Consider the following 24,410-nt stretch of genomic DNA (forward strand, 5'->3'; position numbering starts at 1 on the left):
CATCCTGCACTGGTCGTACTGGCGGCGAACATCCCAAGCCCGAGCCCGACGATCCCACTACCAGCGCAGACAGGCCAAATGACGTTGGAGTACTAGGACCGAACCGTGATCGGCAGGGTCTTGAGCGGATCCTTGCCGTTGCCCAGGACCAGCACGCCGACGTAGAGACGGCCCGGGGTGAGCCCGGACCAGCGCAGCGTCAGGTCCGCCGTCTCACCCGGCTGCAGGTTGCGTCGGGCGGGATCGACGGTCAGCTTGCCTTCCGAGGTGCCGGGCACGCCGGGCAGCAGGGTGGTGATGGTGTACGTGTTCGCTGCCTGACCGGGCGGCATGTTGAGGGTGTACAGCTGCTCGATGATCAGGGTGTAGTCACCGGCGCCGGGCAGCGCCACGCGGGCGCCTTCCTTGGCGCCGTACGGGGCGGCCACGACCTTCCCGGTGCTGTCGTAGACGTCGATCATGAACTCGGCGCACGGCGGCAGCGGGTCGGCACTCCAGTCGATCTCGTCGCAGTGCGCGCCGTGCCCGGTCACCACGACCTGCGGGTTGACCGTGCCGGCCGGTACGTGCACCGTCCCCCGGTAGATCGACGCCGGCAGCGGCACCGGCAGGTTGTCCGGCGACCGGGAGTCCCAGATCGGCGCGTCACCGTAGAGCGTGGTGTCGATGTCGGTGCCGGAGGTCAGACCGGTGGGCTGCGCGACGAGGTTGCCCTTGAACCCGACCTGGGCGTTCATCGCCACGGCGCCGGCGGCACCGGTGCCGGTGATCTCGTCCGGCGCGATCAACCCGGTGTTGTGTACGACCAGCGGGCTCTTGACCCGGTGGCCCGACTTGTCGCGCCAGGTCAGCGAGCCGTCGACCCAGGTGTCGAGCGCGCCCTTCTTGTTGGTGATCTCCACCTGGAACGTCGCGGTCCGGCCCGGCAGCACGTGCAGCTTCTTCGGCGTGACCGTGACGGAGTAGCCCTCCGGTGCCTGCACCTCGGCGGTGTAGTCGCCGGCGGTGGTGTCGACGTTGGTCACGGTACGGGTCACGGTCTGCGTGCCCACCATGTTGCCCATCGAGATCGACGGGTAGTTGAGCTGGTTGGGCGCGATCGCACCGGTCACGTCACAGCCGTCCGCCGGCACCTGGGCGCCCTGCTCGGCCAGTCCGCACAGATACCTGCGCCAGTCCTGTTCGGTCGAGTCGTAGACCAGACCGGGGTCGAAGGCGTCGCCCGGCCGGACCTCCCCGGCGCCGTAGTTGAACGCCGTGGCATCGGCGTCACCCAGCTTGATCGGGTTGCCCTGGTCCGTGGTGTCCACGGCGGTCGTCATCAGCGCCGACCGGATCGCCGACGGCGACCAGTTCGGGTGCTGGGCCCGCAGCAGGGCCGCGATGCCCGCGATGTGCGGGGACGCCATCGACGTACCCGACTCGAGGGCGAAGTCCTGCCCGCCGACGGCGGGCGAGAACGCCGCCGCGACATCCACGCCGGGCGCGCTGATGTCCGGCTTGAGCAGATCGCCGCCGTTGAAGTTCGACGGCCCGGCCGAGGAGAAGCCGGCGACCGCGGGCGCCTCGACCGACGTCAGCGTGCCGGCCGAGATCGTCGCCGTGGCCGCGCCCGAGGCGATGTACGCGACGATCGGCGGGGCGTCGGTGTCGCGGATGTGCACGGTGGGCACTGAGTGCGTGTCGGCGTCCTGGGAGTTCACGCCGTCGTTGTAGAGCACCATGCCGACGCCGCCGGCCTTCGCCACGGCGGCGCTCTTGTCGACCCGGTTGGTCACCCCGCGCAGGCAGAGCACGATCGCGCCGCGGACCTTGGCGGGGTCGAGCGCGCCGTCCACGCATAGTTCGGCGTCCTGGGTGTTGGTGGGGTTCAGCGCGCTGGCCTTGCCGGACACCAGCGGCGCCGGCCCGGCGGTGGCCGCGCCGATGCCCACACCGGTGATGGTCCTACCGTTGCCGAGGGTGAGCTTCCGGCTGTACTGCCGGTCGATGGTGCTCGCGGCCACCGTGGTCACCCAGGGGGTGGAGTTGTCGATGGTGGCTGCCTCGGGCCCGGCGTTCCCGCCGGCCGCGGCCACGAAGACGCCGGCCGCGGCGGCGTTGAGGAAGGCCTGCTCGACCGCGCCGAAGCTCTCCCGGTCGTCGCCGACCGAGTAGTTGATGACATCGACGCCGTCGGCGACCGCGTCGTCGATGGCGTGGACGATGTCGACGGTGCTGCCGGTGGCCGAGCCGACGCCGGTGTCGTAGAGCGCCTTGTAGATCGCCAGCCGAGCGGCCGGTGCCACGCCGGAGATCTCGCCGACGGACTGCCCGGCGACCGTGGCCGGCACGCCGTAGTTGCCTGCCGCGGTGCTCGCGGTATGCGTGCCGTGTCCATTGCGATCGCGCGGCGAGGAGTACTCGTCCGTGAAGACGTCGGCGAGGGTCCCGTACCAGCGCGCACCGATCACCTTGTTGTTGCACGTGATCGGCGCCTCAGTACCGGCGTCGCAGATGCCCTTCCACTTCGCGTCGATGACCGCCTGGTCCGGACGCGGGGTCGGCAGCGCGGCGAAGCTGGCGCTCTCGGGCCAGAAGCCGCTGTCGATGACGCCGATGATGATGCCTTCGCCGGCATGCGTGACGTTGCCGGACTGCTGCTGCCATACGCCCTGCGGGCCGGTCAGGCCGAGGTAGCCCAACGTGGGGGAGGCGCTGGTGGTGTGCACCCGGGTGTCCTCGTACACGGTTCGCACGCCGCGGGTGGCGCGCAGCCGAGCCACCTGGGCGCGGGTCAGATCCGCGGCGAAGCCGTTGAAGGCGGTGTCGAAGGTGACCTTGACCTGATCGGCGGGCAGCCCCACGCCGGTCAGCACCGCGCCGCGCTGGTGGCGCAGGTGCTCCTGGTACGCCTTGGCGCCGCTGGAGCTCCGGTTGAGCTTGCCACCACCGGCTGCCTTGGTCGCGGCCAGTCCCGGTACGCCGCCTGCGTAGGTGGCCAACGGCTGCTCGTCGAGCTGCACGAGGTAGCGGGCGACCGGTCCGCTGCCGGTCGGGGCGGGAGCAGCGGCGGCCGCCCCCGGCGTGCCGGCCAGGCCCGCCGCGATCACGGCGGCGGCCAGGATGTTCACCGGTCCGCGCCTGATCCACCCGGGTAGAGGTTTGTTCGCTTGTGGCACGTTGTTGCCCTCCACTTTCGATGCCGCCGCCACGACTGACAACCGGCGACGGTCGCCGAAATCTAAGATCAACAACGGTTGCCTGAGAAGACTCCGTTACTGGAATGCCGTCTTGGAAATCTGCTTGTAACTGCATGTCGGGGCCCTGTCTCCCCGACCTTGTCGACCGGCCCACGCCACCCGACGACGCACGAGGATCGACACCCCGAGATGGTGACGCTGGTCGCCGAGTGGCGGTCCACCTGCATCGTCCGAGACGGGCATCCGTCGGCCTGAAATGTCGTTGCGTCGCCGGCGGCCCGTCCCAGTAAGCTGACGCCATGATCAGCTCGTACGCGTTCCCGGTGGCGTCCCCCGACGTCCGGTGTGACGCGCTGCGACGCCGGCGGTCCCACGACCGCCCGCGCTGAGCGTTCTTCTCTGCGACCGGCGGATCGAGCCGCCGGTCACCCTCGATCGTCCTCGGTCCGCCCGCATCCTCATCCGGTGATCCGCGCAGCGGATCCGAGCGAGATCGGCGTACCCATGGATCTGGAGAAACTTCTGACCGACCGGCTGGCGCCGGCGTTCGCGGCGGTGGCGGGCGAACCGGTCGACCCGGTCGTGCGGCGCTCCCAGCGGGCTGACTTCCAGTCCGACGCGGCGCTGGCGCTGGCCCGGCGGCTCGGCCGGCCGCCGCGCGCCATCGCCGCCGAGGTGCTGCGGCATGCCGATCTGGCCGACCTGTGCAGTGTGGCGGAGCTGTCCGGTTCAGGTTTCCTCAACCTGACCGTCGCCGACGACGCCTTGGCCGGGCTGGTGTCCGCGCTGGCCGTCAGCCCGCGGCTGGGCGTGCCGGTGGCCGCCGCGCCGGAGACGGTGGTGGTCGACTACTCGGCGCCGAACGTGGCGAAGGAGATGCACGTCGGGCACCTGCGGTCGACGGTGATCGGCGACGCGGCGGCGCGGCTGCTGGAGTGGCTGGGCCACCGGGTGCTGCGGGCCAACCACCTGGGCGACTGGGGCACTCCGTTCGGCATGTTGATCGAGCACCTGGTCGACCTGGGCGAGGCCGAGGCCGCGCAGGAGCCGTCGATGGGTGACCTGGACTCGTTCTACAAGGCGGCCCGGGCGAAGTTCGACGCCGACGAGGCGTTCCGGGAACGGTCCCGGCTGCGGGTGGTGGCGTTGCAGGGCGGCGACGGGACGACGCTGCGGCTGTGGCGGATTCTGGTGGAGCAGTCAGAACGGTACTTCCTGACCGTTTACGACCTGCTCGACGTGACCCTCACCGCGCGGGACTTCCACGGTGAGAGCAGCTACAACGACCTGCTCGGCCCGGTGGTGGAGGACCTGGACCGACTCGGACTGCTGCGGGAGAGCGAGGGGGCGGCCTGCGTGTTCCCGCCCGATTTCGTCGGGCGCGACGGCGAGCCGCTGCCGTTGATCGTGCGTAAGTCCGACGGCGGGTACGGCTACCCGGCGACCGACCTGGCGGCGATCCGCCACCGGACCGGCACGCTGGGCGCGACCCGGCTGCTCTACGTGGTCGGGCTGCCGCAGCGGCGACACTTTGAGATGGTGTACGCCGCGGCCGCGCAGGCCGGCTGGCTGGCCCCGCCGGCTCGGGCCGAACACGTCGGGTTCGGCTCCATCCTCGGGTCGGACGGGCGGATGCTGCGCAGCCGGGCCGGCCGGTCGGTGAAGCTGGTCGGGCTGCTGGAGGAGGCGATCGCTCGGGCGACCGCGCTGGCCCGTCAGCGGAACCCGGGGCTGGGCGAGGCTGAGGCGGCCGAGGTGGGCCGGGCGGTCGGCATCGGCGCGATCAAGTACGCGGACCTGTCCAGTGACCGGCACCGGGACTACGTGCTCGACTGGGAAGGGATGCTCTCGCTGGACGGCAACACCGCGCCCTACCTCCAGTACGCGTACTCCCGGATCCGGTCGATCTTCCGGCGGGCCGGGGTGGCGGCCCGGCCGGAGGCCGGGATTTCACTGGCCGATCCGGCCGAGCGGGCACTCGCCGTCGAGCTGGCGGACTTTCCCAGGGTGGTCGACGAGGTGGCGGTGAACCTCGAGTTCCACCACCTCGCCGGTTACTTGTACCGGCTGGCCGCCACGTTCAGCGCGTTCTACGAGCGCTGTCCCGTGCTGCGGGCCGACGAGCCACTGCGGGAGAGCCGGCTGGTGCTCTGCGACCTGACCGCTCGGGTGCTCCGGCAGGGGCTGCACGTGCTCGGCATTCGGACCCCGGAACGGATGTGATCAGATCAGTGATCACAGGTTCGCTCGCCGTCCGCGGTCCTGCGGGCCCCATGGTCGTCAGGGCGTCCCGTACGGCCATACGCTCGCCTGATCCAGGCACGGGCGGGTCGCCGCCGTCTGCCTCGGCAAGTCGAGAAGGTGTCGACGTGGCGCGGCGTCGCACCCTCGCCGGATCCGGTGCGTACCGTACGGGTATGGCACAGCGACTCGTCAGCGTGTGGCAACCGTTCTTCCTCTCCAGCGAAAGTCGGGGCGCGGCCGTCGATGCCGCGACCGAGTTGGAGGAGCTCGGCTATTCACGGATCTGGTTCTCGGGCGGCTTCGGCGAGAACGTCGCCCCACGCTTCCGGGAGATCCTGGACGGGACCAAGCGCATCGGGGTCGCGTCGGGGATCGTGAGCATCTGGCACTCGTCGCCCGCGGAGGTGGCCGAGTTCGCCCAGGACGCGGAGCGGGCCCACCCCGGCCGCTTCCTGCTCGGCATCGGCGCCAGCCACGCCGTGGTCGTGGAGAGCAGCGGCACAAGTTACCGCAAGCCATACACGAGGATGGTGGAGTACCTCGACGGCCTCGACGCGGCCGGGATTCCTGCCGAGCGGCGGATCCTGGCCGCGCTCGGCCCCCGGATGCTCGACCTCGCCCGCGACCGTTCGGCCGGAGCGCACCCGTACTTCGCCCCGGCCGAGCACACCGCCGAGGCCCGGACGGCGATCGGGCCCGACCGGCTGCTCGCTCCCGAGGTCGCGGTGGTCGTCGACCCAGATCCCACCACCGCCCGCGCGACGGCGCGGCAGTACGCGACCCGGTACCTCGCGCTGCCGAACTACACGAACAACCTGCGGCGATTCGGATTCACCGACGAGGACTTCGCCGGGGGCGGCAGCGACCGCCTCATCGATGCCCTGATCCCCTGTGGCGGCGTCGATGAGGTCGCGGCCGGGCTGGAGAAGCACTACCAGGCCGGCGCGGACGAGGTGGCGATCCAGGTGCTCAACGGCGGCGACGACACGGCCTTCCCCGCCGACTCGTTCCGCGCGCTCGCCGCAGTCCTGATCTGACGTCTGTTGCCAACCGCACGGCCTCAGCGCGCGGGCCGCTGACCCGTGTTCTCGGTGTCGTGGCGAAGCTCGACGTGCCCCGGGGATGCGGGCGTCCGTAGTCCAGTTGGGTGACACGCCGTCCCACTACTCCTTTGAGGACGGTCGGAGTGGTGAGGGCTACGCTGCCCGGCATGTCGGCTCGCGGGACAGCACGACGGTTCTCTCGGCCGTATCGGCGGATCCTGGCCGAGGTGGCGGAGCTTGGCTCGTCCGGTCTGCCGTCGAGCGAGGTATACAGCCGCGCCGACGCGCTGCTGCGCCCGGCGCTGGGCTACGACGGCGTCTGCTGGCACGACAGTGACCCGGCCACCGGGTTGGTCACCTCGGTCGTCAGCCCGGATCTGCGTCTGTCGGACTTCCACGCGGCGGTCGAGTTGGAGGTGTGGGGCGACGACATCGCGACGTTCCCGGTGATCCGGCGCAGTGGCCGGGCGGCGGAGACGCTCAGCCGGGCCACCGGGGGACGACCCGACCGGAGTCTGCGCTACCGCGACCAGATCCGGCCGGCCGGCTACGGCGACGAGCTGCGCGCGGTCTTCGACAGTCGGGGCGGCCGGTGGGGCTGCGCGGCGTTCATGCGGGCCCCGGACCGTGGCCACTACCTGCCCGAGGAGCTGGCGCTGGCGAACGCGGCGGCGCCGCTGATCGGTGCCGCGCTACGGCGCAGCGCGGCCGAGACCGGTGCGGCCGGGACGATCGGCTCGGAGGGACCGGTTGCCCACGCACCGGCGGTGCTCGTCGTCGGGCCGGACAATCGGGTGCTGCACGCCGACGAGCGCGCCGAGGAGTTGCTCGGCCGGCTCTGCGCTGACACCGCCGTGCTGTTCGGTGTGCCGCTGCCGTTCGTCATGGCGGCCGAGCACGCCCGCGCGGTCGCCGCCGGCCGACCCGTGCCGCAGCCGCCGCTGCGAGCCCGGACGACGGACGGTCGGTGGCACGTCCTGCACGCCTCGCTGCTCGGCCGGTCGACGCGATCACCGGTCGCCGTGGTGATCACACCGGCCGGCCCCGCCGAGCTTATTCCGGTCACCTTCGCCGCGTATGGCCTGACCGACCGCGAGGCGCAGGTCGCGCTGTACGCGGTGCGGGGCCTGAGCACCGCCGAGATCGCCGCTGCCCTGCTGGTCTCGCCGTACACCGTGCAGGACCACCTGAAGGCGGTGTTCGACAAGGCGGGGGTGCGCAGCCGGCGCGAGTTCGTGGCGATGCTGCTGACCGCCGACCGGGCGGACGCCGTCGTGGCCGCCGTGGCCACGGGCGCCCGCCCGGAGGTCACCGCAGGTCAGTAGCAGTCGACGACGGCGATGTCGATCCAGTGGCCCTCGTAGTACACCTCGATGTGGTTGATGCGGCAGCTGATGGGCGCGGGCGAGCCCCCGCCGACGGTGGCGCCGCCCGTGTCGGGCAGGGCCCAGACGTTGCCGGGGTAGTTGACGTGGTTGCCGCCCGGCGGCGGTGCGGCCGGAGCGTCACCGTCCTGACACATCGCGCCCTGACGCATCAGCTTGATGTCCTGGACGGCCCGGATGCCGACCTGGGTGGCCCACAGCGACTGGCTCATCGCCCGCGCCGCAGCCTCCCAGTTGCCGACGTTGACCGCGTTGATCATGTTGCGGAAGCCCCGAAACCCGGCCGGTCCGAGGTTGAACGCCATGTCGATGAGCACCGCCTGCCGGGACGGGGTCAACGAGTCGAAGTTGTAGATGTAGCGCTGCACGGTCGCCGCTGCGGCGACGAAGTCGGCCTCGAAGAGGGTCGCGATCTGGTGTGGGGTGAGATCCTGGGTGCCGGCACGAACCGCGTCGTAGTTCGCGCCGACCTTGGTGAGTAGGTCACGGGCATCGGGTCGGTCGAGGTTGAAACCGACCCCGACGGTCGGATGCCCCTTGGTGTCGATGTAGACGTGCGGGTTACCGGCGAGGCCGTTCGGGCTCTCGTGGCTGGCCACGAAGGCGCGCATCTCCTCCGGCGTCATCTGCTGTCCCTGCTGCGGCTCCTCGGGCTCATCCCCCGGCAGCCCCGGCTGCGGCCCGGGGCCACCGGTGGCCGAGCAGTCCACCACGTAGGCCAGAGCCGGTGAGGGAGTCAACGCCACCGGCGCCAGCACGGTCGCTCCGAACAACAGCATCGCCAACAACAATCGCTTGTTCTGCATACGCCGATTCTTCGATAGATCATCACGCCCCCGACATCCCAGAGATCTGGGAGACACGTGACTCCGCCCGGACGCGAAGGCTTCGCGCCAGGGCGGGGATCATCACCGCCGCCGGGACGAGGTGCAGCCCGAGGAGGGCGATGGTGTTGGCGGTGTTCGCCCCGGCGAGCAGGGGCGCGACCAGCGAGATCGCGGTCAGCGACACCGCCGTCGACCCGAATCGTTCGGCGGGGCGGGTGCTCCACCGGCGGAAGGCGACGGCGATGACGACGCCGACGGCCGAGAGGACGCCGGTCACCACGGCGAACCCTGGCAGCGGGATCGCCTCGCCACCGTCGGGGATCTCGAAGTCGACCCCGACGGCCCGGGCGAGCGCGGCGGCGAGGGTGGTGGCCGCCATCGCGGCGAGCGTGGCGAGGACGCCGGTACCGGCGAGTCCGCGGAGCCGATGGGGGCGACGGGTCCGGTCCGATGCCGGGTCTACGACGTCCCGGGTGTCATTCATGCGCCGCATGTCGTTTCTCCATGAGTCGGTCACCGGCACAGGGGTGTGGCGGCGGGGGGCGGACGCCGCGCAGCGTGAGCGTGCGCGCCGGGGGCTACTCCGTGCCGTCCGCCGGCAGGCGCTGCGGCAGCCCGAGCCGCGGGAACCGGTCGTCGTGGAAGGTGACGATCTCGGTGATCGCCCCGCCGGCGATGCGCAGGACGTCGATCGTCAGCGGCAGATACGCGCCCTCCCGCTCGCGCCAGTGGTAGAAGGCGACGGCGGGTTGCCGGTTCACGGCGGTGGGGACGGCGCGCAGACCCGTCAGGCTCGTGAAGCCGTCGTCGATCCAGTCCTTGATCACCGCGTCGCGGCCGATGTGCAGGCCCGGCGTGGGCGGCATCGAGCAGCGGACGTCGTCGCGCAGCATCGCGGTGAGCCGGTCGATGTCCGTGGCCACGCTGGCATCGGTGAAGCGGCGGACCAACTCGCGCGTCCGGGCGTCCGTCTCGTCGCCGGTCCAGTCCTGCCGCTCGGCGGGCAGGTGCTCCCGCATGCCGGCGCGGGCCCGCTGCAGCGCACTGTTCACCGAGTTGACGGAGTCCCCGAGGAGTTCCGCGACGTCCTTCGCCGGCCAGCCCAGCACGTCGCGCAGGATCAGCACGGCCCGTGGGCGCGGCGCGAGGTGCTGGACGGCGACAACGTACGCCAGCTCGATCGTCTCCCGCGCGAGGGCGACGGTCTCCGGCTCGTCGGCGTCGCCCGCGGGCAACTCGTCGAGCAGTCGGTCCGGGTAGGGCTGCAGCCACCGCACCTCGCCGCCGGTCGCCGGCTCGGGGCGGCACTTGGCGAGCAGGTCCAGGCAGGCGTTGGTGGCGATCCGGTACAGCCAGGCCCGAAACGTGGAGCGGCCCGCGAAGGTCTCCCGCCGCCGCCAGGCCCGCAGGAACGTCTCCTGCACCGTGTCCTCGGCGTCCTCGAACGACCCGAGCAGGCGGTAGCAGTGCACGTGCAGCTCCCGCCGGTGCCGCTCGGCCATCCCCGTGAACTCCGGTTCGTCGAGCTCGCCCAGACCACCCACGCCCAGCACCTTGCGCCGCGTGTCCGCACTCATCACGTCATCCTTCCGTCTCGTCCTGTCCCGTCCCAGGTATGACGGGTGCGGGCGCGACAACTCATCACCAGGCTCGCCACTCACCTGCCACGCCCCGGCCCGCCGGAGCCATCCGGGACCGGTGCGGTGGACGTGGCCGCGCCTGTCCCGGGCGGTTCCCCGTTGCGGTCAGGGTTGCTCGATCAGCGCGCCGACGGCCGTGTCGACGAACTTCAGGACGTGCTCGTCGCCGTGCTCGGCCGCCCGCTGGAGCCCGTGTTCCCGGGACAGCGTCGGATAGCGCCGGACGATCTCCGCCTGCGGCGCGGGCCGGGCCGGTTGTCGGCGGATCAGAGCCCAGGACCGGCCAGCGCGGCCAGCAGACCTTCGAGATCCTCCGCGCACGGGCCGCAGGCGCGCAGGTGGGCGGCGAGCCCGGCGTAGCGCATGGCCGCCGCCTCGGGGTCCGTGGCGGCCAGTTCGGCGTACACGTGCAGCATCTCCATCGCCTGGCCGCAGCCCACGTCTTCGGGCTCGGTGCGCAGGAAGCGGTCGAGTGCGGACATCTGGTTCATCGCTGCTCCGAGGTGTGGTCATGCGGATACCCCTGAGCGGCGAGAGCGGTCCGCAGCTTACGCCGGGCATCGAACATGGTCTTGTAAATCGCGTTGCGACTCGATCCGAGCCGTTCGACCAGGGCGTCCAACGGTACGCCGTTGAGCACGATCTCGACGAAGACCTCGCGCTGACGATCGGTCAGCTCCGTCTCGACTGACCGACGCAGCGCGGCGATCAGCTCGCGCCACTCGGATTCCCGCGACGGGTCGAGGCCGAACCGATCCGGCAACCGCTCCCACTCCTCAGCGTCCAGCGGCACCTGCGGCCGCCGCCAGAAATGGCGACCGATCTTGCGCGACACCTCGAAGATCACGAACTTGTACGCCCAGGTGCTGAAGCGACTCTCCCCCCGGAACTGGCCGATCTTGGTGGTGATCGCCAGCACCGCATCGGCCGCCGCCTGGTGGGCCAGGTCGTCGAGCTCCGGGCCGTCGATGCGCAGCAGCCCACTGCGGCGCCGCACCTCACCGCGCGCAACCCGCAGCAGGAGCTCGTGCAGCCGTACGACAGCCGCCTCCCGCTCCGCGCCCCTGCCGTCGAGCGTACGTACCCACTCGGCCGACTCCGGGTCGAGTCCGCTCGAGGCGTCCTGGTTGTCGTCCAGCCTCGTCGGGTCCGCCGGCATCACGTAGCGAACTCTAGCCACGGCAGCACGGGAGCATCCGGCCCAGCCCGGGGTGTCCGGGCCGGGCACTCCTCGCGACCCGTGCTGTGACAGCGGTCTCACGGTGGTAAGAACTCGTCCGAGACACGGCGCCAACCTCGCATGACTGATTCGTTCGCGGGCAGAACCGCATTGGTCACCGGCGCCGGACGGGGCATCGGCCGGGCGATCGCCGTGGGGCTCGGCCGGGCGGGCGCGACGGTCGCTCTGTTGGCACGCTCCGAGCACGAACTCGCCGAAACCGCGGCTCTCGTCGAGGAGTCGGGTGCCCGGTCGCTCGTCGTACCGGCTGACCTCCGTGACGACGGGCAACTCGCCCACGCGGTCACCCGGATACGCGACGAGTGGGGCGGTGTGGACATCCTCGTCAACAACGCCGCAGTGGTCTGGCCGCTCGCGCCGAGCGTCCGGGTGGATGTCACCGAGTGGGCCGCGGCCATGAAGATCAACGTGATCGCAGCCGTGACGCTCACGTTCGCCTTCCTACCTGGGATGGTCGAGCGGGGCTGGGGGCGCATCGTCAACGTCTCCACCGGCGGCGTCGCCGACCCGGGTGCCATGATCGGCGGGAACGCGTACATCGCGAGCAAGTCCGCGCTCGAAGGCCACACGATCAACCTCGGGCTGGAGCTCGACGGCAGCGGCGTCACCGCCAACGTCTACCGCCCCGGGCCGGTCGACACCGCGATCCAGACCTGGATCCGTGACCAGGATCCGGCCGAGATCGGCACCGCGCTGCATCGGCGGTTCGTCCGCACACACGCTGACGGGAAGCTGCTCACCCCGGAACACTCCGCCGGTTCGCTGCTCGCCCGCCTCACCGCCGACGACCGCAGCGCACAGATCTGGGACGTCTTCGGTCCCGCCTGAACCGGCCGGTGTGCGGGCGCACAGCTTCCCGTCGCAGGCCGCCTACCGACCACACCCGAGACCAGTCCGCCGCAGCGGCCTGCCGCACCCCGGCTCCATCCCGGGGCCCGGCCCACCCGCTGAACGAATTCAGAAACCACCCGAATATCGAGCAAGGAGACCCCAGATGAGCCTGCTGCACCCTGGCGAGCAGTTCCCCGCGTTGACGCTGTCCCTGCCCGGCGGCGAGACCCTGCCCCTGCCCGACGCCCTCGCCGGCGGCTTCGGCGTGGTGCTCTCCTACCGCGGCTCGTGGTGCCCGTACTGCAAGGCCCAGCTGCGCGCCTTCCAGCGTTCGCTGGGAAAGCTCGCCGAACTCGGCGTCAAGGTGGTCGCGGTCTCGGTCGACGACGAGGCCACCACCAAGCAGACGATCACTGAGCATGGCCTGCAGTTCCCGGTGGGCCACAGCGCCGACCCCGCCGCCTTCGCCGAGGCGACCGGCGCCTTCGTCAACGACGACCCGAGGTACCTCCAGTCGACCGGGTTCGTGCTCGACCCGGAGGGCAAGGTTGTAGTCAGCGTCTACTCCAGCGGGGCCATCGGACGCCTCGTCCCCGAGGATGTCGCCGGTCTCGTCCGCTACCTGCGCGAGCACCAGGCCGCATGACGCGAGCATCGAGGAAGTGACCCCGGAGATGACCAGCACCCTGCCCGCCTTCACCGTCGAACACCGCGACGGCTGGCGGCTGCGTACCCCGTCTGGCGAGCCGTTCCGCTCCATCGGGATCGTGCACGCCGACGACACCAACCTGCGTTACCCCCACAACATCGACATCTACCGGGCCCGGTACGGCGGCTCACGCCGACGGTGGCTCCGCGAGGGCCTGATCCCGGAGATGACGGCGTGGGGCTTCAACACCGTGGGCTGGACCTCGGAGTACGTCAGTGGCAACGGGCTGGCCACTGAGGGGCGGGTCGTCGACCTGGGTCACTCGGAGGGCCTCTCCCCCGACGACCTGGCCGATACCGGTGTGCCGTACACGCTGTCGCTGCGGGTCGCCGAGATCGAGCACTGGAACGGCGTGCCGGCGTACCGCGATCCGCGCGCGCCCGCCTTCGCGCAATGGTGCGACCACCTGGCCCGTACGCTCTGCCGCCCCGACGACCCGAACCTGCTCGGCTACTTCCTGGTCGACGTCCCCTGCTGGGGCCGGCATCCGACCGGTGCCGGCTACCCGCCGGGAGAACTGGCAGCCGTCGCCGGGGCGTACTACCGGGTCGCCGCCGAAGCGATCCGGCGGCACGACCCGCACCACCTGATCCTGGGAGACCGCTACGGCACCCGTGTCGGCGCGCCCGAGCCGGTGCTCGACGCCATGGCGCCGTACGTCGACGTCCTGTCGGTACAGGTGTTTCCCGGGCCGGAACCCGGCCGTCTGGAGGCGGCCCTGGACGTGGTCGACCGGTGGCACGAACGAACCGGCCGGCCGGTCCTCATCGCCGACACCGGAAACTGGTGTCCGACCGTGATGAGCCCGCGACGCACCGGCTCCTTCCGCACTCAGCACGAACGCGGCCTGGGCTACGCCGCCTCCGCGGAGGCCTTCGTCGAGCGGCAATGGTGCCTGGGCTGGCACTGGTGCAGCTGGTTGGAGAATCCCCAGCGGGGTTTCGGGCTCAAGGACCCGTGGGACGAGCCGTACCGGGATCTCACCGATGTGGTGGCCGAGACGAACGCGCGTCTGGGGTGGCTCGTACCGTGATCCAGGACCCGCGTCAGCGAATTGGGCACCGTCCGACGGGCATCGGGTACCCGCTCTGCTGACGCAACGGAACGTAGCGGAAGGGCTTGACCCTGACGCAGCGTCAACCCTCCATGCTGCCGGGCATGAGCATTCCATCGGCAACCGATCGAACCGATCACACCGCAATACGTGTACGGGGCCTGGAGAAGTCGTTCAAGGATGTGAAGGTGCTGCGCGGCGTGGACGTCGACGTGGCACGGGGAAGCATCTTCGCCCTTCTCGGCTCGAACGGGGCGGGCAAGACCACCCTGGTGAAGATCCTGTCCACGCTGCTCAAGGCGGACGCCGGCCGCGCGGAGGTCAATGGGTTCGACGTCGCGACGCGGGCCGCGGACGTCCGTGAGTCGATCAGCCTCACCGGCCAGTTCGCAGCCGTCGACGAGGTCCTCACCGGCCGCGAGAACCTCACCATGATCGCCCGACTGCGGCACCTCAAGGACGCCGGCACGATCGCGGATCGCCTGTTGCAGCGCTTCTCGCTGACGGCGGCGGGTTCCCGCCGGGTGGCGACGTACTCCGGGGGGATGCGTCGTCGGCTGGACATCGCGATGAGCCTGATCGGCGATCCGCCGATCATCTTCCTCGACGAGCCGACCACCGGGCTGGACCCGGAGGCCCGCCTGGAGGTCTGGTCGGCGGTCAGGGAACTCGCCACGGGCGGCACGACCGTGCTGCTCACCACGCAGTACCTCGACGAGGCGGAGCACCTCGCGGACCGGATCGCGATCCTGCACGAGGGGCGGATCATCGTGAACGGCACCCTCGACGAGCTCAAGCGGCTCCTGCCCCCGGCCAAGGTCGAGTACGTCGAGAAGCAACCCACGCTCGAGGACGTCTTCCTCAGCCTGGTCGGCACCGCCACGAACGGAGAGAAGCGATGAACAAGCACTTTCTCGGCGATACCGCAGTCCTGCTGGGGCGTTCGCTGCGCCACATCGCGCGCAGCCCCGACACCATCATCACCACGGTGATCACACCGATCGCCATGCTGTTGCTGTTCGTCTACGTCCTGGGCGGGGCGATCCAGACCGGCACCGGCTCGTACGTGAACTACCTGCTACCCGGCATCCTGATCATCACGATCGCCTCGGGGATCTCCTACACCGCGTACCGCCTCTTCCTGGATCTGCAGGGCGGCATCTTCGAACGGTTCCAGTCCATGCCGATCGCCCGCGCCGCCGTACTGTGGGCGCACGTCCTGACCTCGCTGGTCGCCAACCTGATCTCCCTCGTCGTGGTCGTCCTGGTCGCCCTGGCGATGGGCTTCCGCTCCGGTGCGGGCGTGCTGCAATGGCTCGCTGTCGCCGGCATCCTGGTCCTGTTCACCCTCGCGCTCACGTGGCTCGCGGTCATCCCCGGACTCACCGCCAAATCCGTGGACGGCGCGAGCGCGTTCGCCTACCCCCTGATCTTCCTGCCGTTCGTCAGCTCGGCGTTCGTGCCCACCGCGTCGATGCCCGGCCCGGTCCGCGCCTTCGCCGAGAACCAGCCGGTGACCTCGATCGTCAACACCCTGCGGGCACTGTTCACCGAGCAGCCGGTCGACACCAGCATCTGGACCGCTCTCGCCTGGTGCGTCGGCCTGCTCGTGGCGGCCTTCACCTTCGCTGGCATCACCTATCGTCGCCGGACCAGCTGAGCCAGGATCAACGCATGCTGACGATCGGGCAGTTGGCCGCGTACGCCGGTGTCACGGTGCGGGCGGTGCGGCACTACCACCAGATCGGGCTGCTGCCCGAGCCGGAACGCGACGCCTCCGGCTATCGCACGTACGGCGCACCGGCCGTGGTGTCGCTCATCAAGATCCGCACTCTCGCCGACGCCGGCGTCCCGCTGACCCAGATCGCTCGGATGCTGGAGGCCGACGAGGCAACCCTCGCCGAAGCGGTCGAGCAGATCGACAATCGCCTGCGCGACGAGATCGATCGGCTGCAGACCAGCCGCAAGCGGATCCGTCAGCTCAGCGCCGGGGACAGCTTGGTGCTTCCGCCGGAGGTCGTCGCCTATCTCGAACGGCTCCGGGAGATCGGAACCTCCGAGCGGATGATGGCGGGCGAGCGGGACGGGTGGATCCTCATCGCGGCCCGCTGGCCCGACCAAGTCCGGGAATGGATCCCGAGCAAGCTCGCGCAGCTCGAGGACCCGCGGGTCGTCCGGCTCTACCAGGTGCTCTCACAGCTCATGGAGGCCGAGGGGATCGACGACCCGCTGGCGAACGAGGCCGCCGACATCATGGTCGAGCTCGCCGAGCAGGCGGAAGCCGCCGGCGAGCTCGACTTCGGCGGGGAAGGCCGCGACGAGATGTCCTTCGCCCTGCTGGATGACCTGGCCGACGCGGCCGACAAGCGGGCCGAGCGGCTACGAGACCTCATGCGCGAACGCGGCTGGGACGGCTGGACCCGGATGCAGCGGGTCCAGAAGCCGGCAGGCTGAGCTCGGCGCGACGGACCCGGACGATCGCCCGCGCCCGCTCCCGAGCCTGGCGTGCTGGTGTCAACGGGCGTCGAACAGGGAGATCAGCCGAACCGCGGCCGGTCCCGACGAGGCCGGGTTCTGGCCGGTGACCAACTGCCCGTCGGTCACCACGAAGGGCTCGAAGTTGCCCACCTTGTCGAACTGTGCGCCCTTGGCGAGCAACTCGTCCTCGACGAGGAACGGCACGACCTTCGTCAGGCCCATGAACTCCTCCTCGCCGTTGGTGAAGCCGGTGACCTGTCGACCGGCGACCAGCGGCTTCCCGTCCGACGTCACCACATGACGCAACGCCCCCGGCGCGTGACAGACCAGCGCGATCGGCTTGCCCGCCGCGACCGTACGCTCGATCAGCTTGATCGAGTTCTCGTCCTCCGCCAGGTCCCACACGGGGCCGTGGCCACCCGGGTAGAACACCGTGTCGAAGTCGTCGACGGACACCGAGTCCAGCCGCAGCGTCTCCCCCAGCTGGGCCTTCGCGTCCGCGTCGGCCTCGAACCGGCGCGTCTGATCGGTCTGGAAGTCCGGCTCGTTGCTCTTCGGGTCCAGCGGTGGGCGCCCGCCCTTGGGCGAGGCGAGCGTCACGTCCCAGCCGGCGTCGCGGAACCGGTAGTAGGGAGCGGCGAACTCCTCGAGCCAGAAGCCGGTCTTACGTCCGGTGTCGCCCAGCTGGTCGTGCGAGGTCAGCACCATCAGTACCTTGGTCACGTTACCTCCCGAGATCACCAGTCCCGCCCCGTACGCGTATTGGATCACGGCTCGGACGACGACGTGGCGGGATAGCTGGAAGCTCAGGTGGGCCGTCGACGCCGCCTCCGAACGACGCAGCCGCACGGTCAGCTCGACCCGGCTTCCGTCCGGCTCGGATGGCCGCCAGCCCCATCGCGCTGCCCGGCGGCGTGCATGTTAGCCCAGCGGGTGAACGTCGATCCAGGGTCGTGCAGGCGGCCGAGCACGTTGTCGAGCTCAACGCTGGGCCCCTCGTCGGCGAGCAGCACGGCGAGGGCGGCTTCCCGAGAGCCGTCTCCTGGAAGCGGCGCGCCGTTGCTGAGTCGCTGCTTGAAGGCCTCGCGATCGAGGAGTTGCTCGAACTCCGTGATCTTCTGCGACAGCAGGTCCCGCAGTGTCGGTCCATGCTGCTGGAGTGCCTGTGGCGAGTCGATCCACCACCGCTCGTGGTCTCCGGAATCGATCCCGGCGGGGATGTGTCCGCTCACGAGTATGCGCAGCATCTCCTCGCGGGGCAGGCTCCAGAGGGAGTTCGGCTTCGTCAGGCGCGTGCTGATCAGGCCCCTCAGTGACGCGCGCCGGCGCTGCCTGGGGTGAGCTCGACCCGCTGCGCATCCAGAGCAGCCAGGGGCGGGGCACGAGGGCGATGGTGACGTAGAAGGCGTATGCGTTCCTGGTGGACGACGTCGAGCGTTGGAAATCGACGACCACGGCGTCCCCGTTGGGGGCGGTCCGGCGATAGACCTGCTTCGTCCCGATCAGGTTGCGCTCCTGGAGGACCTGATCGAGGAACTCCCTGAACAGCGTCCGGCTCAGGCTCCTCGCCGAGTGCCCCGTCATCGGCCCATCTTCCTCTCGGTCCACACCCGCCGTGCACTGTCTGGCGCGAGGCTCCGGGCCTGCGATGAAAGGCCTCCGGCGGTGGGAGCGGCACCGCGCTCATTGTCCTCAGTGGAGAGCGGGGCCGAGGGTCGGGATCGGTTCCGGCGTGCCCGGTCCTGCAGGCCGCGCCGTCCTGGTAACAACCCAGGAGCCCGGCGACCATGCGCCGACGGCCCAGCGATCTTGTGTCCTCGGCGCCGCCGGCCGGGGCCGCACCCGCCTGACCGAGCATTTCCGAAACCGCGTCCCACGCGGCTCATGACGCGATAACTTCGCGTTGTGGGCATCACCGGGGGGATCGCATGCGTCCTTCTGATCGCCGTCATCGTGGCGGTCATCGTGTTGTGGGTGATGCGGTCCGGATTCGGCCCGAAGAAGCCGCCACCGCCACCATCGGACGTTCTCGAGCCGCCGCAAGACCCAGACGACCGCCGCTGATGCGGCGACCGACCAGTCCTCGCTCGCTCAAGCGTCGATGGGTGGCGCGAGCCCTGGGATGGGCGGCGACCCGAACGCTGGCGTCTGCGATGCTGCGGGCGTGGAGTATGTGTCCAGAGTGCCGCGACCGCCGCTGGACGGGCTGATCGACGACTTTCGCTTCCTGGACGGCGCGTCGCCGTACGCCCGGCTGACGCTGCCGCCGATGCCGGCCCGCCGCCGCTGCCAGCCGGGCGATCGAGTGCTTCACCTGCGCTATCGGGTGCACCTTGACCGACTGCCTCCCGCCCACCTCACCAACCGAGTCCAGGTGCCCCATGGTCAAGGAAGCTGACGGCAAGGTCGACTTCAAGAAGACCCTCGACGCCTACCGAGCGCAACGAGGCCGGTTCCGGGTCGTCGATGTACCCGACATGCAGTACCTGATGATCGACGGGCACGGCGATCCCAACACCGCGCCCGCCTTCATCGAGGCGGTCGAGGCGCTCTACCCCGTGGCGTACAAGCTGAAGTTCGCCAGCAAGCGCGACCTCGGGCGCGACTACGTCGTCCCGCCGCTGGAAGGTCTGTGGTGGGCCGAGGAGATGGAGTCCTTCACCACCGCACGGGACAAGTCACGCTGGGACTGGACGCTGATGCTCATGGTCCCCCACTGGATCGACCAGACCGTGTTCGCCACCGCCGTCACGCAGGTCGGCGACGGGCACCGACCGGCGCGTCTCGACGACGTCCGCCTCCAGACGTTGTCCGAGGGGCGGTGCGTGCAGACGCTGCACGTCGGTTCCTTCGACGACGAGGCCGCCGTGCTCGATCACCTGCACCATGAGTTCATCCCGGGCCACGGGCTTCGCATGGCCGGCGCTCACCACGAGATCTACCTCAGTGACTTCCGCAGGGTCGCCCCGGACAGGCAGCGCACCATCCTCAGGCAGCCGATCACCACCGACACCGACGGCTAACTCGTGACGGCCGATCCGGGAGCGGACGAGGTGGGTGTGGACGGTGCGACGGGGAACGTCACCCCGGTGAGATCTTCGGAGACGGCCCACAGCCGTTCCTGTACGGCTACGTCGTACGACTGCGGGCTGGAGGTGACGAGCCGGGGGTGGCCCATGACCTCGAAGCGTCCGCCGGGGCCGTAGTACTGGCCGCCGAGCACGGCGGGGTCGGTGGCGGCACGCAGGGTCGGCAGCGCGCCCATCGCCGGCGTCTGGGTGAGCAGCGGTGCGAGCCAGGTGAGCGGGAGCCGGAGGGCCGCGGGCGTGTTACGGGCGAGTTCGGTGCTGGACAGGCCGGGGTGTGCGGCTACCGCGACGGTGGTGCCGTGCGTGGCGAGTCGGCGCTGTAGCTCGTAGGTGAACATGAGGTTGGCCAGCTTGGACTGGCCGTAGGCGGCGGTGCGGCTGTACGACCGCTCCCACTGCAGGTCGTCGAAGTGGATCGCGGCCCGGATGCGGTGGCCGGTGCTGCTGACCGTCACCACCCGCGAGCCGGGCAGGGGCAGCATCAGGTCCAGCAGCAGCCCGGTGAGCGCGAAGTGGCCGAGGTGGTTGGTGCCGAACTGCAGCTCGAAGCCGTCCCGGGTGGTCTGCTTCGGGGTGTACATCACGCCGGCGTTGTTGATCAGCAGGTCGATCCGATCGAACCGGGACCGCACCGCCGCCGCCGCGTTCCGGATTGAGTCGAGCGAGGTCAGGTCCAGCGCCTGCACGCTCACGTCGCCGGTCATGCGTGCCGCGGCCCGCTCGCCCTTCTCGACGTCGCGCACGGCGAGCACCACGGACGCCCCGCGTTCGGCGAGCGCCTTGGCGGTCTCGTACCCCAGTCCGGTGTTGGCGCCGGTCACCACGGCCACCCGTCCGCGCTGGTCCGGAATGTTCTCCGTCGTCCACTTCTCGCTCATCCAGGGCTCCTAAACCAGCTAACGTACCGGGGGTATCTTGCACCGACGACGCTATGGACCGTCCGACCACCATGACCGCCCTGCTCAAGGAGCACCTGCCGGAGCTGGGCGCGGAGGCGACGCTGTTCAGCCTGCAGACCATGGTCCTGGCCGGCGCGCTCTCGGCGTACGCACGCCCCCACCCAGCCTGCAGGCGGCCTACCGGGCCGAACCCGGCCTGGCCCGCTTCCACCTGGACCTGAAGGACTCCTTGAAGCTGGCCCTGACCGCGAGCCTCCTGGGCGTGCTACCCCGCCGCTGACCTGCCGTGCACTGGGCGGGTGGGCCCTGCTTTCGTTCCCCGGCCGCGGAGTTCTCGGGCACGCCTGCGGCAGGAGTCGATGATGTCGGGGCGGAGCAGATGGCCGAAGCCCGCCCGGTCGAGACGTTGGACCAGTGCGTCCCGCTCGGTGCCGAGCGTGGTGGCGGTGACGTCGAGGTTCCAGTCGTTGGCGGCGAGTTGGGAGAGCAGATGCCCGCGGCGGGTCTGGGCGGCCGACAGCCGGAACGTCTTGAGGTAGGCCAGTCGCCCGGCCTCGTCGGTGATGGTCTCGCCGATGTGGTTGTCGACGTCGGGGTCGAACACGGGCAGGAACCGGGCCAGGGTGAAGCGACCCATCCGTTGCACCGGGGTGACGGTGAGTCGCTCGGCGGCGAACAGGCCATCGGCCATCAGGGCGTGGAAGGTCTTCCAGTCGGCGTCGACCTGGGCCAGCTGCGCGCGCAGATCGGCGATGCTGGCGATGCGGGTGTCGTCGAGGTGTGCGGTGAAGTCGGGCACGGCCTCATACAGGTGGGTGTAGTGGAACAGCAGTTCGCCGTAGAAGTCCTGCAACAACGTGGGGTGCAGGGACCGGTAGTCGTCCGGGTGCGGAACGACGAACGCGGCCGCGAGCGCGTCGGCGGCGTAGAGCAGCATGCCGCACTGGTCGGGGTGGATTTCGAAGACCCGCAGCGCGTCGTCGAGGCCGGCGATGGCGGCGCCGGTGTAGCCGGCCTCCACGCGGGGGGACAGGCCGCGGGTGACGGCGTGGCGGGTCCATTCCTGCCAGGCGATGGGCGGGCCACCGAAGTGCAGCGCGAGGTAGCCCTCCATGGCCAGGTGCAGCGGCAGGAATCGGAGCCGCTGCCGGTCCTCCCGGCGAGCCAGGCGGCGGCGGAACGTCAGCCGGATCCCGTTGGGAGCGAGAGTGTCGGCGGGATCGCGGAGTTGGGTGCCGTAGGCGGCGGCCGGGGTGGTGTCGGTGGTCCAGGTGGCGACGTAGGCGTGCGGGATGTAGGAGAGGTACGCGGCGCGTGGCGCGGTGTGGACGACTGACAGCTCGTCGGGATCGTAGAGGCGGGCATGCAGGCGCAGATCGGTGATGGGGCGCGGCCGCAGCAGCGGGACGAGGCGGATCGCGCCCCACGTCTGGGCGGGGCCGGCGGTCAGCCCGGTCAGGTCGATGCCGTCGGTCGCGGCCGTCACGACGCTGCCTCCTCGGCGTTGAGGAACCGCTCGACCCGGTCGGCGAGGTGGCGGCGCAACTCGTCGAAGCCGGCGCTGCCGGTGGCGAAGCGAGCCAGCTCGACGAGCGCGGCGACGTCCTCGGCGTCGCGGACGCCCACGGTGGCGACGCCTGCGGCGAGGCGGCGCACGTCGAAGGTCTCGGCGTCGTAGACGGGGTTGAGGTGCACGACGCTCGTGGTCCGGTGGGGATCGAGGCGGTCGCGCCAGACCCGCAGCACCTCGGCGGCCTGCCCGGGTGGGGCGTTGTCCCAGCCGTCGGAGACGATCACGAGCCGGTCGGGGCGGTGTTCGAGGCCGTCAACGATGCGCCTGCCCAACCCGGTGGCGCCGATCGGGTGCACCAGCAGCGGGTCGCCGCGATGGTGCAGCCACAGCCCCGTGTAGTCGGCGGCGAGGGACTCCAGCAGATAGTGCGTGGCCAGGGCGACGGCGAGTGGCCGGCGACGCTTCACGCCGGAGCCGGCGGCGGAGTAGCTGTCGTCGAGGACGGCAACCACCCTCCCCCAGGTGCCCGCCTGCCGGCGTGCGGCCCGGCGCGCGGCGGCCTGAAGCGCGCCGGTCAGTTCGTCGCGGCGTCGGGCGCGTTCCGGGCGGGGCAGCGACAGCACGTAGATCGCGAGGCGGGTCAGGGGTGCGGTGGTGAGGTCCATGGCGACCGACTCGACCTTGTGCCGTACGGCGCTCCCCTGTAGCCGCAGCCGTTCGCGGTCGGTGAGCCTGGGTGCGATACCGGTCAGGAACCGGGCGCGGTCGATGCCGTGCTGGGCGGCCAGTCCCTCGGCGACGGTGTACGGCAGCTCGTACAGGGCCCGCTGTTCGTAGTGGGCGCGTCGCCACGCCTCCAGGATCGGTGTCTCGTAGCGCTTCGGCCGGCGCCAGTCGAACAGCACCGTGCCGACCTCGCCAGACAGCGGCAGATGGGCGTGCCGGGCGGCGGACGACAACGACCGGCGGTACTTGACCGCGTCGAACGCCGGATCGGGCCGGGCCGCCACCCAGTCGCGCACGATGGCGCGGGTGCGCCGGTTGTTGATGCCCAACCGGCGCAGCTCGCGGAACACGCCGTACACCCGCTGCGGCGGCAGCGACCGCAGCCGCGCCGCGATCAGCCGCCCCTCCACCGCGCGCTGCTCGCCGCCGGCCTCCCGCGCGGTGCGCAGCAGGTTCGTCACGACCATGGCGGCGTTGAGGTCGTTGACGTCCAGGGCCAGGGTCGCGGCGTACAGCTCGCGATAGTTGCCCAGCACGTACTCGTGGAGGAAACCCAACGACAGGCGCTGCGCGGCGGCGCCGGAGCGGAACTCGCGCTGGGCCGTCGAGGCGATCGCGGCGTTGACGAACATGACGACGTCCTCGCACGCGACCCGATCCGCCCGCGACATGACCGCGACCCACTCTCCTTACGGTGACCACGGTGCCGGCCGGGGAATGGGGGCACGAACTGCGAAGCATCGCTTCAGAGGCGGGTTCCGGAAGTCGCACCGAAGTCCCGCGGCCGGCCCGGCCACGATACCCGCCCGCGTGCCGGTGGTTTCGCTGCCGCCCGCTCAGGTGGCCGCTCGGCGGCCCCCGTGCGAGGCGACCAGGGCATCAGCCACGGTCGCGGCGTCCGCCTCGGCGACGTCGGCGGGATACTCCGGCAGCAGGTCGTCCCAGACCACCAGCCAGGAACCGAGGAGCTGCGCCTGACCCTGCGGCCGGGCGAAGAACCAGACGTGCAGGTGGGCGGCGCCGTCACCGAGGCGGTAGACGTGCGCTCGCGCGATGTGCGGCAGGGCCTGCACGTGACGGACGATCCGCGTCGTCAACAGCCCCAACTCCGCGGCGAGATCGTCGGGAAGATCCGCCATGTCGTAGTGATCGCGCGGATACAGCATCAGCGCCAGCGGCACGCCCACTCCCGTGACACGGGCCAGCCGCCAGTGATCGTTGAACCAGATCCCCTCGTCGCGCTCCTGACAGACTCGGCACTGCGCCGGATCCTCGCCGTGCCGGGCGGGCTCGGGCAGCACCGGGGGGCGCAGCGGCGCGACGCGCAAGCCGTCCTGCTCGAACGGGCTGATCTCCCATCCCGTCATGCGCGCCAGCGGAAGCCGCCGCTCGCCGTCCGCAACGGTCACCGCGTGGTCGTAGAACTGGTCCGGGAGCAAGGCCATGACGCGAACACTAGGCCGTGTCTCCTGGATCATGGCTTGGGTCGGTCCGGTTTCGCGCGTAGCCAGATGAGGATGTCGGCGATCTGCACAGTGGCGCGGTAGCGG

General features: G+C 70.6%; 23 protein-coding genes. 11 read left to right on the forward strand and 12 right to left on the reverse strand.

Translation table 11 applies throughout. The features are described from left to right. Positions 1–92: 92 nt before the first annotated feature. Complete coding sequence (locus ACIBTV_RS30495; RefSeq protein ID WP_396710491.1) at positions 93–3,113, reverse strand: S8 family peptidase; 3,021 nt, start codon at positions 3,111–3,113, stop codon at positions 93–95. A 573-nt stretch (positions 3,114–3,686) separates the two neighbouring features. On the opposite strand from ACIBTV_RS30495, the gene argS reads away from it, so the two are divergent. The 3 genes from argS (at position 3,687) to ACIBTV_RS30510 (ending at position 7,794) form a co-directional block, all read left to right on the forward strand. After that, positions 3,687–5,405: an arginine--tRNA ligase gene (gene argS, locus ACIBTV_RS30500; RefSeq protein WP_396710531.1), complete on the forward strand. Its 1,719-nt coding sequence runs from the start codon at positions 3,687–3,689 to the stop codon at positions 5,403–5,405. 194 nt (positions 5,406–5,599) lie between these two features. Next, positions 5,600–6,463 (forward strand): LLM class F420-dependent oxidoreductase, encoded by an 864-nt coding sequence (locus tag ACIBTV_RS30505; RefSeq protein ID WP_396710493.1) that lies wholly within the window; start codon positions 5,600–5,602, stop codon positions 6,461–6,463. Positions 6,464–6,696: 233 nt separating this feature from the next. After that, complete coding sequence (locus tag ACIBTV_RS30510; RefSeq protein ID WP_396710495.1) at positions 6,697–7,794, forward strand: helix-turn-helix transcriptional regulator; 1,098 nt, start codon at positions 6,697–6,699, stop codon at positions 7,792–7,794. On the opposite strand, the gene ACIBTV_RS30515 is transcribed toward ACIBTV_RS30510, so the two are convergent. The 5 genes from ACIBTV_RS30515 to ACIBTV_RS30535 all read right to left on the reverse strand — a co-directional run bounded on the left by ACIBTV_RS30515 (position 7,788) and on the right by ACIBTV_RS30535 (position 11,501). Further along, positions 7,788–8,660 carry a glycoside hydrolase family protein gene (locus tag ACIBTV_RS30515; protein ID WP_396710497.1) on the reverse strand — a complete coding sequence of 291 codons (873 nt, stop codon included), beginning with the start codon at positions 8,658–8,660 and terminating at the stop codon, positions 7,788–7,790. The two genes, ACIBTV_RS30510 and ACIBTV_RS30515, sit on opposite strands and share 7 nt — an antisense overlap. 22 nt (positions 8,661–8,682) lie before the next feature. Beyond that, complete coding sequence (locus tag ACIBTV_RS30520) at positions 8,683–9,174, reverse strand: DUF6069 family protein (protein WP_396710499.1); 492 nt, start codon at positions 9,172–9,174, stop codon at positions 8,683–8,685. Between the two features lie 85 nt (positions 9,175–9,259). Next, positions 9,260–10,258, reverse strand: coding sequence for an RNA polymerase subunit sigma-70 (locus ACIBTV_RS30525; protein ID WP_396710501.1), 999 nt, complete (start codon positions 10,256–10,258; stop codon positions 9,260–9,262). A gap of 329 nt (positions 10,259–10,587) precedes the next feature. Next, entirely contained in the window at positions 10,588–10,812 is a 225-nt protein-coding gene (locus ACIBTV_RS30530; protein WP_396710503.1) for a hypothetical protein, read from the reverse strand. Then, complete coding sequence (locus ACIBTV_RS30535; protein ID WP_396710505.1) at positions 10,809–11,501, reverse strand: sigma-70 family RNA polymerase sigma factor; 693 nt, start codon at positions 11,499–11,501, stop codon at positions 10,809–10,811. The genes ACIBTV_RS30530 and ACIBTV_RS30535 overlap by 4 nt, the downstream gene beginning before the upstream one ends. A 120-nt stretch (positions 11,502–11,621) precedes the next feature. Here ACIBTV_RS30535 and ACIBTV_RS30540 point away from each other — a divergent pair, with 120 nt between their 5' ends. The 6 genes from ACIBTV_RS30540 (at position 11,622) to ACIBTV_RS30565 (ending at position 16,609) form a co-directional block, all read left to right on the forward strand. Beyond that, on the forward strand, positions 11,622–12,389 hold the full coding sequence (locus tag ACIBTV_RS30540; RefSeq protein WP_396710507.1) for an SDR family NAD(P)-dependent oxidoreductase: 768 nt from the start codon (positions 11,622–11,624) through the stop codon (positions 12,387–12,389). A 166-nt stretch (positions 12,390–12,555) separates the two neighbouring features. Continuing rightward, positions 12,556–13,038, forward strand: coding sequence for a peroxiredoxin family protein (locus tag ACIBTV_RS30545; RefSeq protein WP_396710509.1), 483 nt, complete (start codon positions 12,556–12,558; stop codon positions 13,036–13,038). A gap of 16 nt (positions 13,039–13,054) precedes the next feature. Beyond that, positions 13,055–14,134, forward strand: a complete 1,080-nt coding sequence (locus ACIBTV_RS30550; protein ID WP_396710511.1) for a hypothetical protein — start codon at positions 13,055–13,057, stop codon at positions 14,132–14,134. A 125-nt stretch (positions 14,135–14,259) separates the two neighbouring features. Beyond that, a complete protein-coding gene (locus ACIBTV_RS30555; protein WP_396710512.1) occupies positions 14,260–15,057 on the forward strand; it encodes an ABC transporter ATP-binding protein in 798 nt (265 codons plus the stop codon). Continuing rightward, positions 15,054–15,815, forward strand: coding sequence for an ABC transporter permease (locus ACIBTV_RS30560; protein ID WP_396710513.1), 762 nt, complete (start codon positions 15,054–15,056; stop codon positions 15,813–15,815). The genes ACIBTV_RS30555 and ACIBTV_RS30560 overlap by 4 nt, the downstream gene beginning before the upstream one ends. 14 nt (positions 15,816–15,829) lie before the next feature. Then, a complete protein-coding gene (locus ACIBTV_RS30565) occupies positions 15,830–16,609 on the forward strand; it encodes a MerR family transcriptional regulator (protein WP_396710515.1) in 780 nt (259 codons plus the stop codon). Positions 16,610–16,669: 60 nt separating this feature from the next. Here ACIBTV_RS30565 and ACIBTV_RS30570 read toward each other — a convergent pair whose 3' ends face one another. Next, a complete protein-coding gene (locus ACIBTV_RS30570) occupies positions 16,670–17,356 on the reverse strand; it encodes a type 1 glutamine amidotransferase domain-containing protein (RefSeq protein WP_396710516.1) in 687 nt (228 codons plus the stop codon). A 128-nt stretch (positions 17,357–17,484) separates the two neighbouring features. After that, positions 17,485–17,880 carry a hypothetical protein gene (locus ACIBTV_RS30575; RefSeq protein ID WP_396710518.1) on the reverse strand — a complete coding sequence of 132 codons (396 nt, stop codon included), beginning with the start codon at positions 17,878–17,880 and terminating at the stop codon, positions 17,485–17,487. 1,134 nt (positions 17,881–19,014) lie between these two features. On the opposite strand from ACIBTV_RS30575, the gene ACIBTV_RS30580 reads away from it, so the two are divergent. After that, positions 19,015–19,656 (forward strand): GyrI-like domain-containing protein, encoded by a 642-nt coding sequence (locus ACIBTV_RS30580; RefSeq protein ID WP_396710519.1) that lies wholly within the window; start codon positions 19,015–19,017, stop codon positions 19,654–19,656. Here the strand turns inward: ACIBTV_RS30580 and ACIBTV_RS30585 are convergent. After that, complete coding sequence (locus ACIBTV_RS30585) at positions 19,653–20,600, reverse strand: SDR family NAD(P)-dependent oxidoreductase (RefSeq protein WP_396710521.1); 948 nt, start codon at positions 20,598–20,600, stop codon at positions 19,653–19,655. The genes ACIBTV_RS30580 and ACIBTV_RS30585 overlap by 4 nt on opposite strands. Before the next feature lie 53 nt (positions 20,601–20,653). Here ACIBTV_RS30585 and ACIBTV_RS30590 point away from each other — a divergent pair, with 53 nt between their 5' ends. Continuing rightward, a complete protein-coding gene (locus ACIBTV_RS30590) occupies positions 20,654–20,842 on the forward strand; it encodes a hypothetical protein (protein ID WP_396710523.1) in 189 nt (62 codons plus the stop codon). Between the two features lie 44 nt (positions 20,843–20,886). On the opposite strand, the gene ACIBTV_RS30595 is transcribed toward ACIBTV_RS30590, so the two are convergent. The 3 genes from ACIBTV_RS30595 to ACIBTV_RS30605 form a co-directional block, all read right to left on the reverse strand. After that, a complete protein-coding gene (locus tag ACIBTV_RS30595; protein ID WP_396710525.1) occupies positions 20,887–22,107 on the reverse strand; it encodes an ARPP-2 domain-containing protein in 1,221 nt (406 codons plus the stop codon). Continuing rightward, positions 22,104–23,531 carry a hypothetical protein gene (locus ACIBTV_RS30600; RefSeq protein WP_396710527.1) on the reverse strand — a complete coding sequence of 476 codons (1,428 nt, stop codon included), beginning with the start codon at positions 23,529–23,531 and terminating at the stop codon, positions 22,104–22,106. The genes ACIBTV_RS30595 and ACIBTV_RS30600 overlap by 4 nt, the downstream gene beginning before the upstream one ends. 165 nt (positions 23,532–23,696) lie before the next feature. Then, positions 23,697–24,305, reverse strand: coding sequence for a hypothetical protein (locus ACIBTV_RS30605; protein WP_396710529.1), 609 nt, complete (start codon positions 24,303–24,305; stop codon positions 23,697–23,699). Positions 24,306–24,410: the final 105 nt, after the last annotated feature.

This window comes from Micromonospora sp. NPDC049366 (assembly GCF_044466625.1).
In the GTDB taxonomy this organism is placed as follows: domain Bacteria; phylum Actinomycetota; class Actinomycetes; order Mycobacteriales; family Micromonosporaceae; genus Micromonospora.

Excerpts from the sequence above, each read along its gene's own strand:
- argS (WP_396710531.1), top strand. The coding sequence starts at position 3,687 with ATGGATCTGGAGAAACTTCTGACCGACCGGCTGGCGCCGGCGTTCGCG.
- ACIBTV_RS30505 (WP_396710493.1), top strand. The coding sequence starts at position 5,600 with ATGGCACAGCGACTCGTCAGCGTGTGGCAACCGTTCTTCCTCTCCAGC.
- ACIBTV_RS30515 (WP_396710497.1), bottom strand. The coding sequence starts at position 8,660 with ATGCAGAACAAGCGATTGTTGTTGGCGATGCTGTTGTTCGGAGCGACC.
- ACIBTV_RS30520 (WP_396710499.1), bottom strand. The coding sequence starts at position 9,174 with ATGCGGCGCATGAATGACACCCGGGACGTCGTAGACCCGGCATCGGAC.
- ACIBTV_RS30525 (WP_396710501.1), bottom strand. The coding sequence starts at position 10,258 with ATGAGTGCGGACACGCGGCGCAAGGTGCTGGGCGTGGGTGGTCTGGGC.
- ACIBTV_RS30530 (WP_396710503.1), bottom strand. The coding sequence starts at position 10,812 with ATGAACCAGATGTCCGCACTCGACCGCTTCCTGCGCACCGAGCCCGAA.
- ACIBTV_RS30540 (WP_396710507.1), top strand. The coding sequence starts at position 11,622 with ATGACTGATTCGTTCGCGGGCAGAACCGCATTGGTCACCGGCGCCGGA.
- ACIBTV_RS30545 (WP_396710509.1), top strand. The coding sequence starts at position 12,556 with ATGAGCCTGCTGCACCCTGGCGAGCAGTTCCCCGCGTTGACGCTGTCC.
- ACIBTV_RS30555 (WP_396710512.1), top strand. The coding sequence starts at position 14,260 with ATGAGCATTCCATCGGCAACCGATCGAACCGATCACACCGCAATACGT.
- ACIBTV_RS30560 (WP_396710513.1), top strand. The coding sequence starts at position 15,054 with ATGAACAAGCACTTTCTCGGCGATACCGCAGTCCTGCTGGGGCGTTCG.
- ACIBTV_RS30565 (WP_396710515.1), top strand. The coding sequence starts at position 15,830 with ATGCTGACGATCGGGCAGTTGGCCGCGTACGCCGGTGTCACGGTGCGG.
- ACIBTV_RS30575 (WP_396710518.1), bottom strand. The coding sequence starts at position 17,880 with ATGCTGCGCATACTCGTGAGCGGACACATCCCCGCCGGGATCGATTCC.
- ACIBTV_RS30580 (WP_396710519.1), top strand. The coding sequence starts at position 19,015 with ATGGTCAAGGAAGCTGACGGCAAGGTCGACTTCAAGAAGACCCTCGAC.
- ACIBTV_RS30585 (WP_396710521.1), bottom strand. The coding sequence starts at position 20,600 with ATGAGCGAGAAGTGGACGACGGAGAACATTCCGGACCAGCGCGGACGG.
- ACIBTV_RS30590 (WP_396710523.1), top strand. The coding sequence starts at position 20,654 with ATGGACCGTCCGACCACCATGACCGCCCTGCTCAAGGAGCACCTGCCG.
- ACIBTV_RS30600 (WP_396710527.1), bottom strand. The coding sequence starts at position 23,531 with ATGTCGCGGGCGGATCGGGTCGCGTGCGAGGACGTCGTCATGTTCGTC.
- ACIBTV_RS30605 (WP_396710529.1), bottom strand. The coding sequence starts at position 24,305 with ATGGCCTTGCTCCCGGACCAGTTCTACGACCACGCGGTGACCGTTGCG.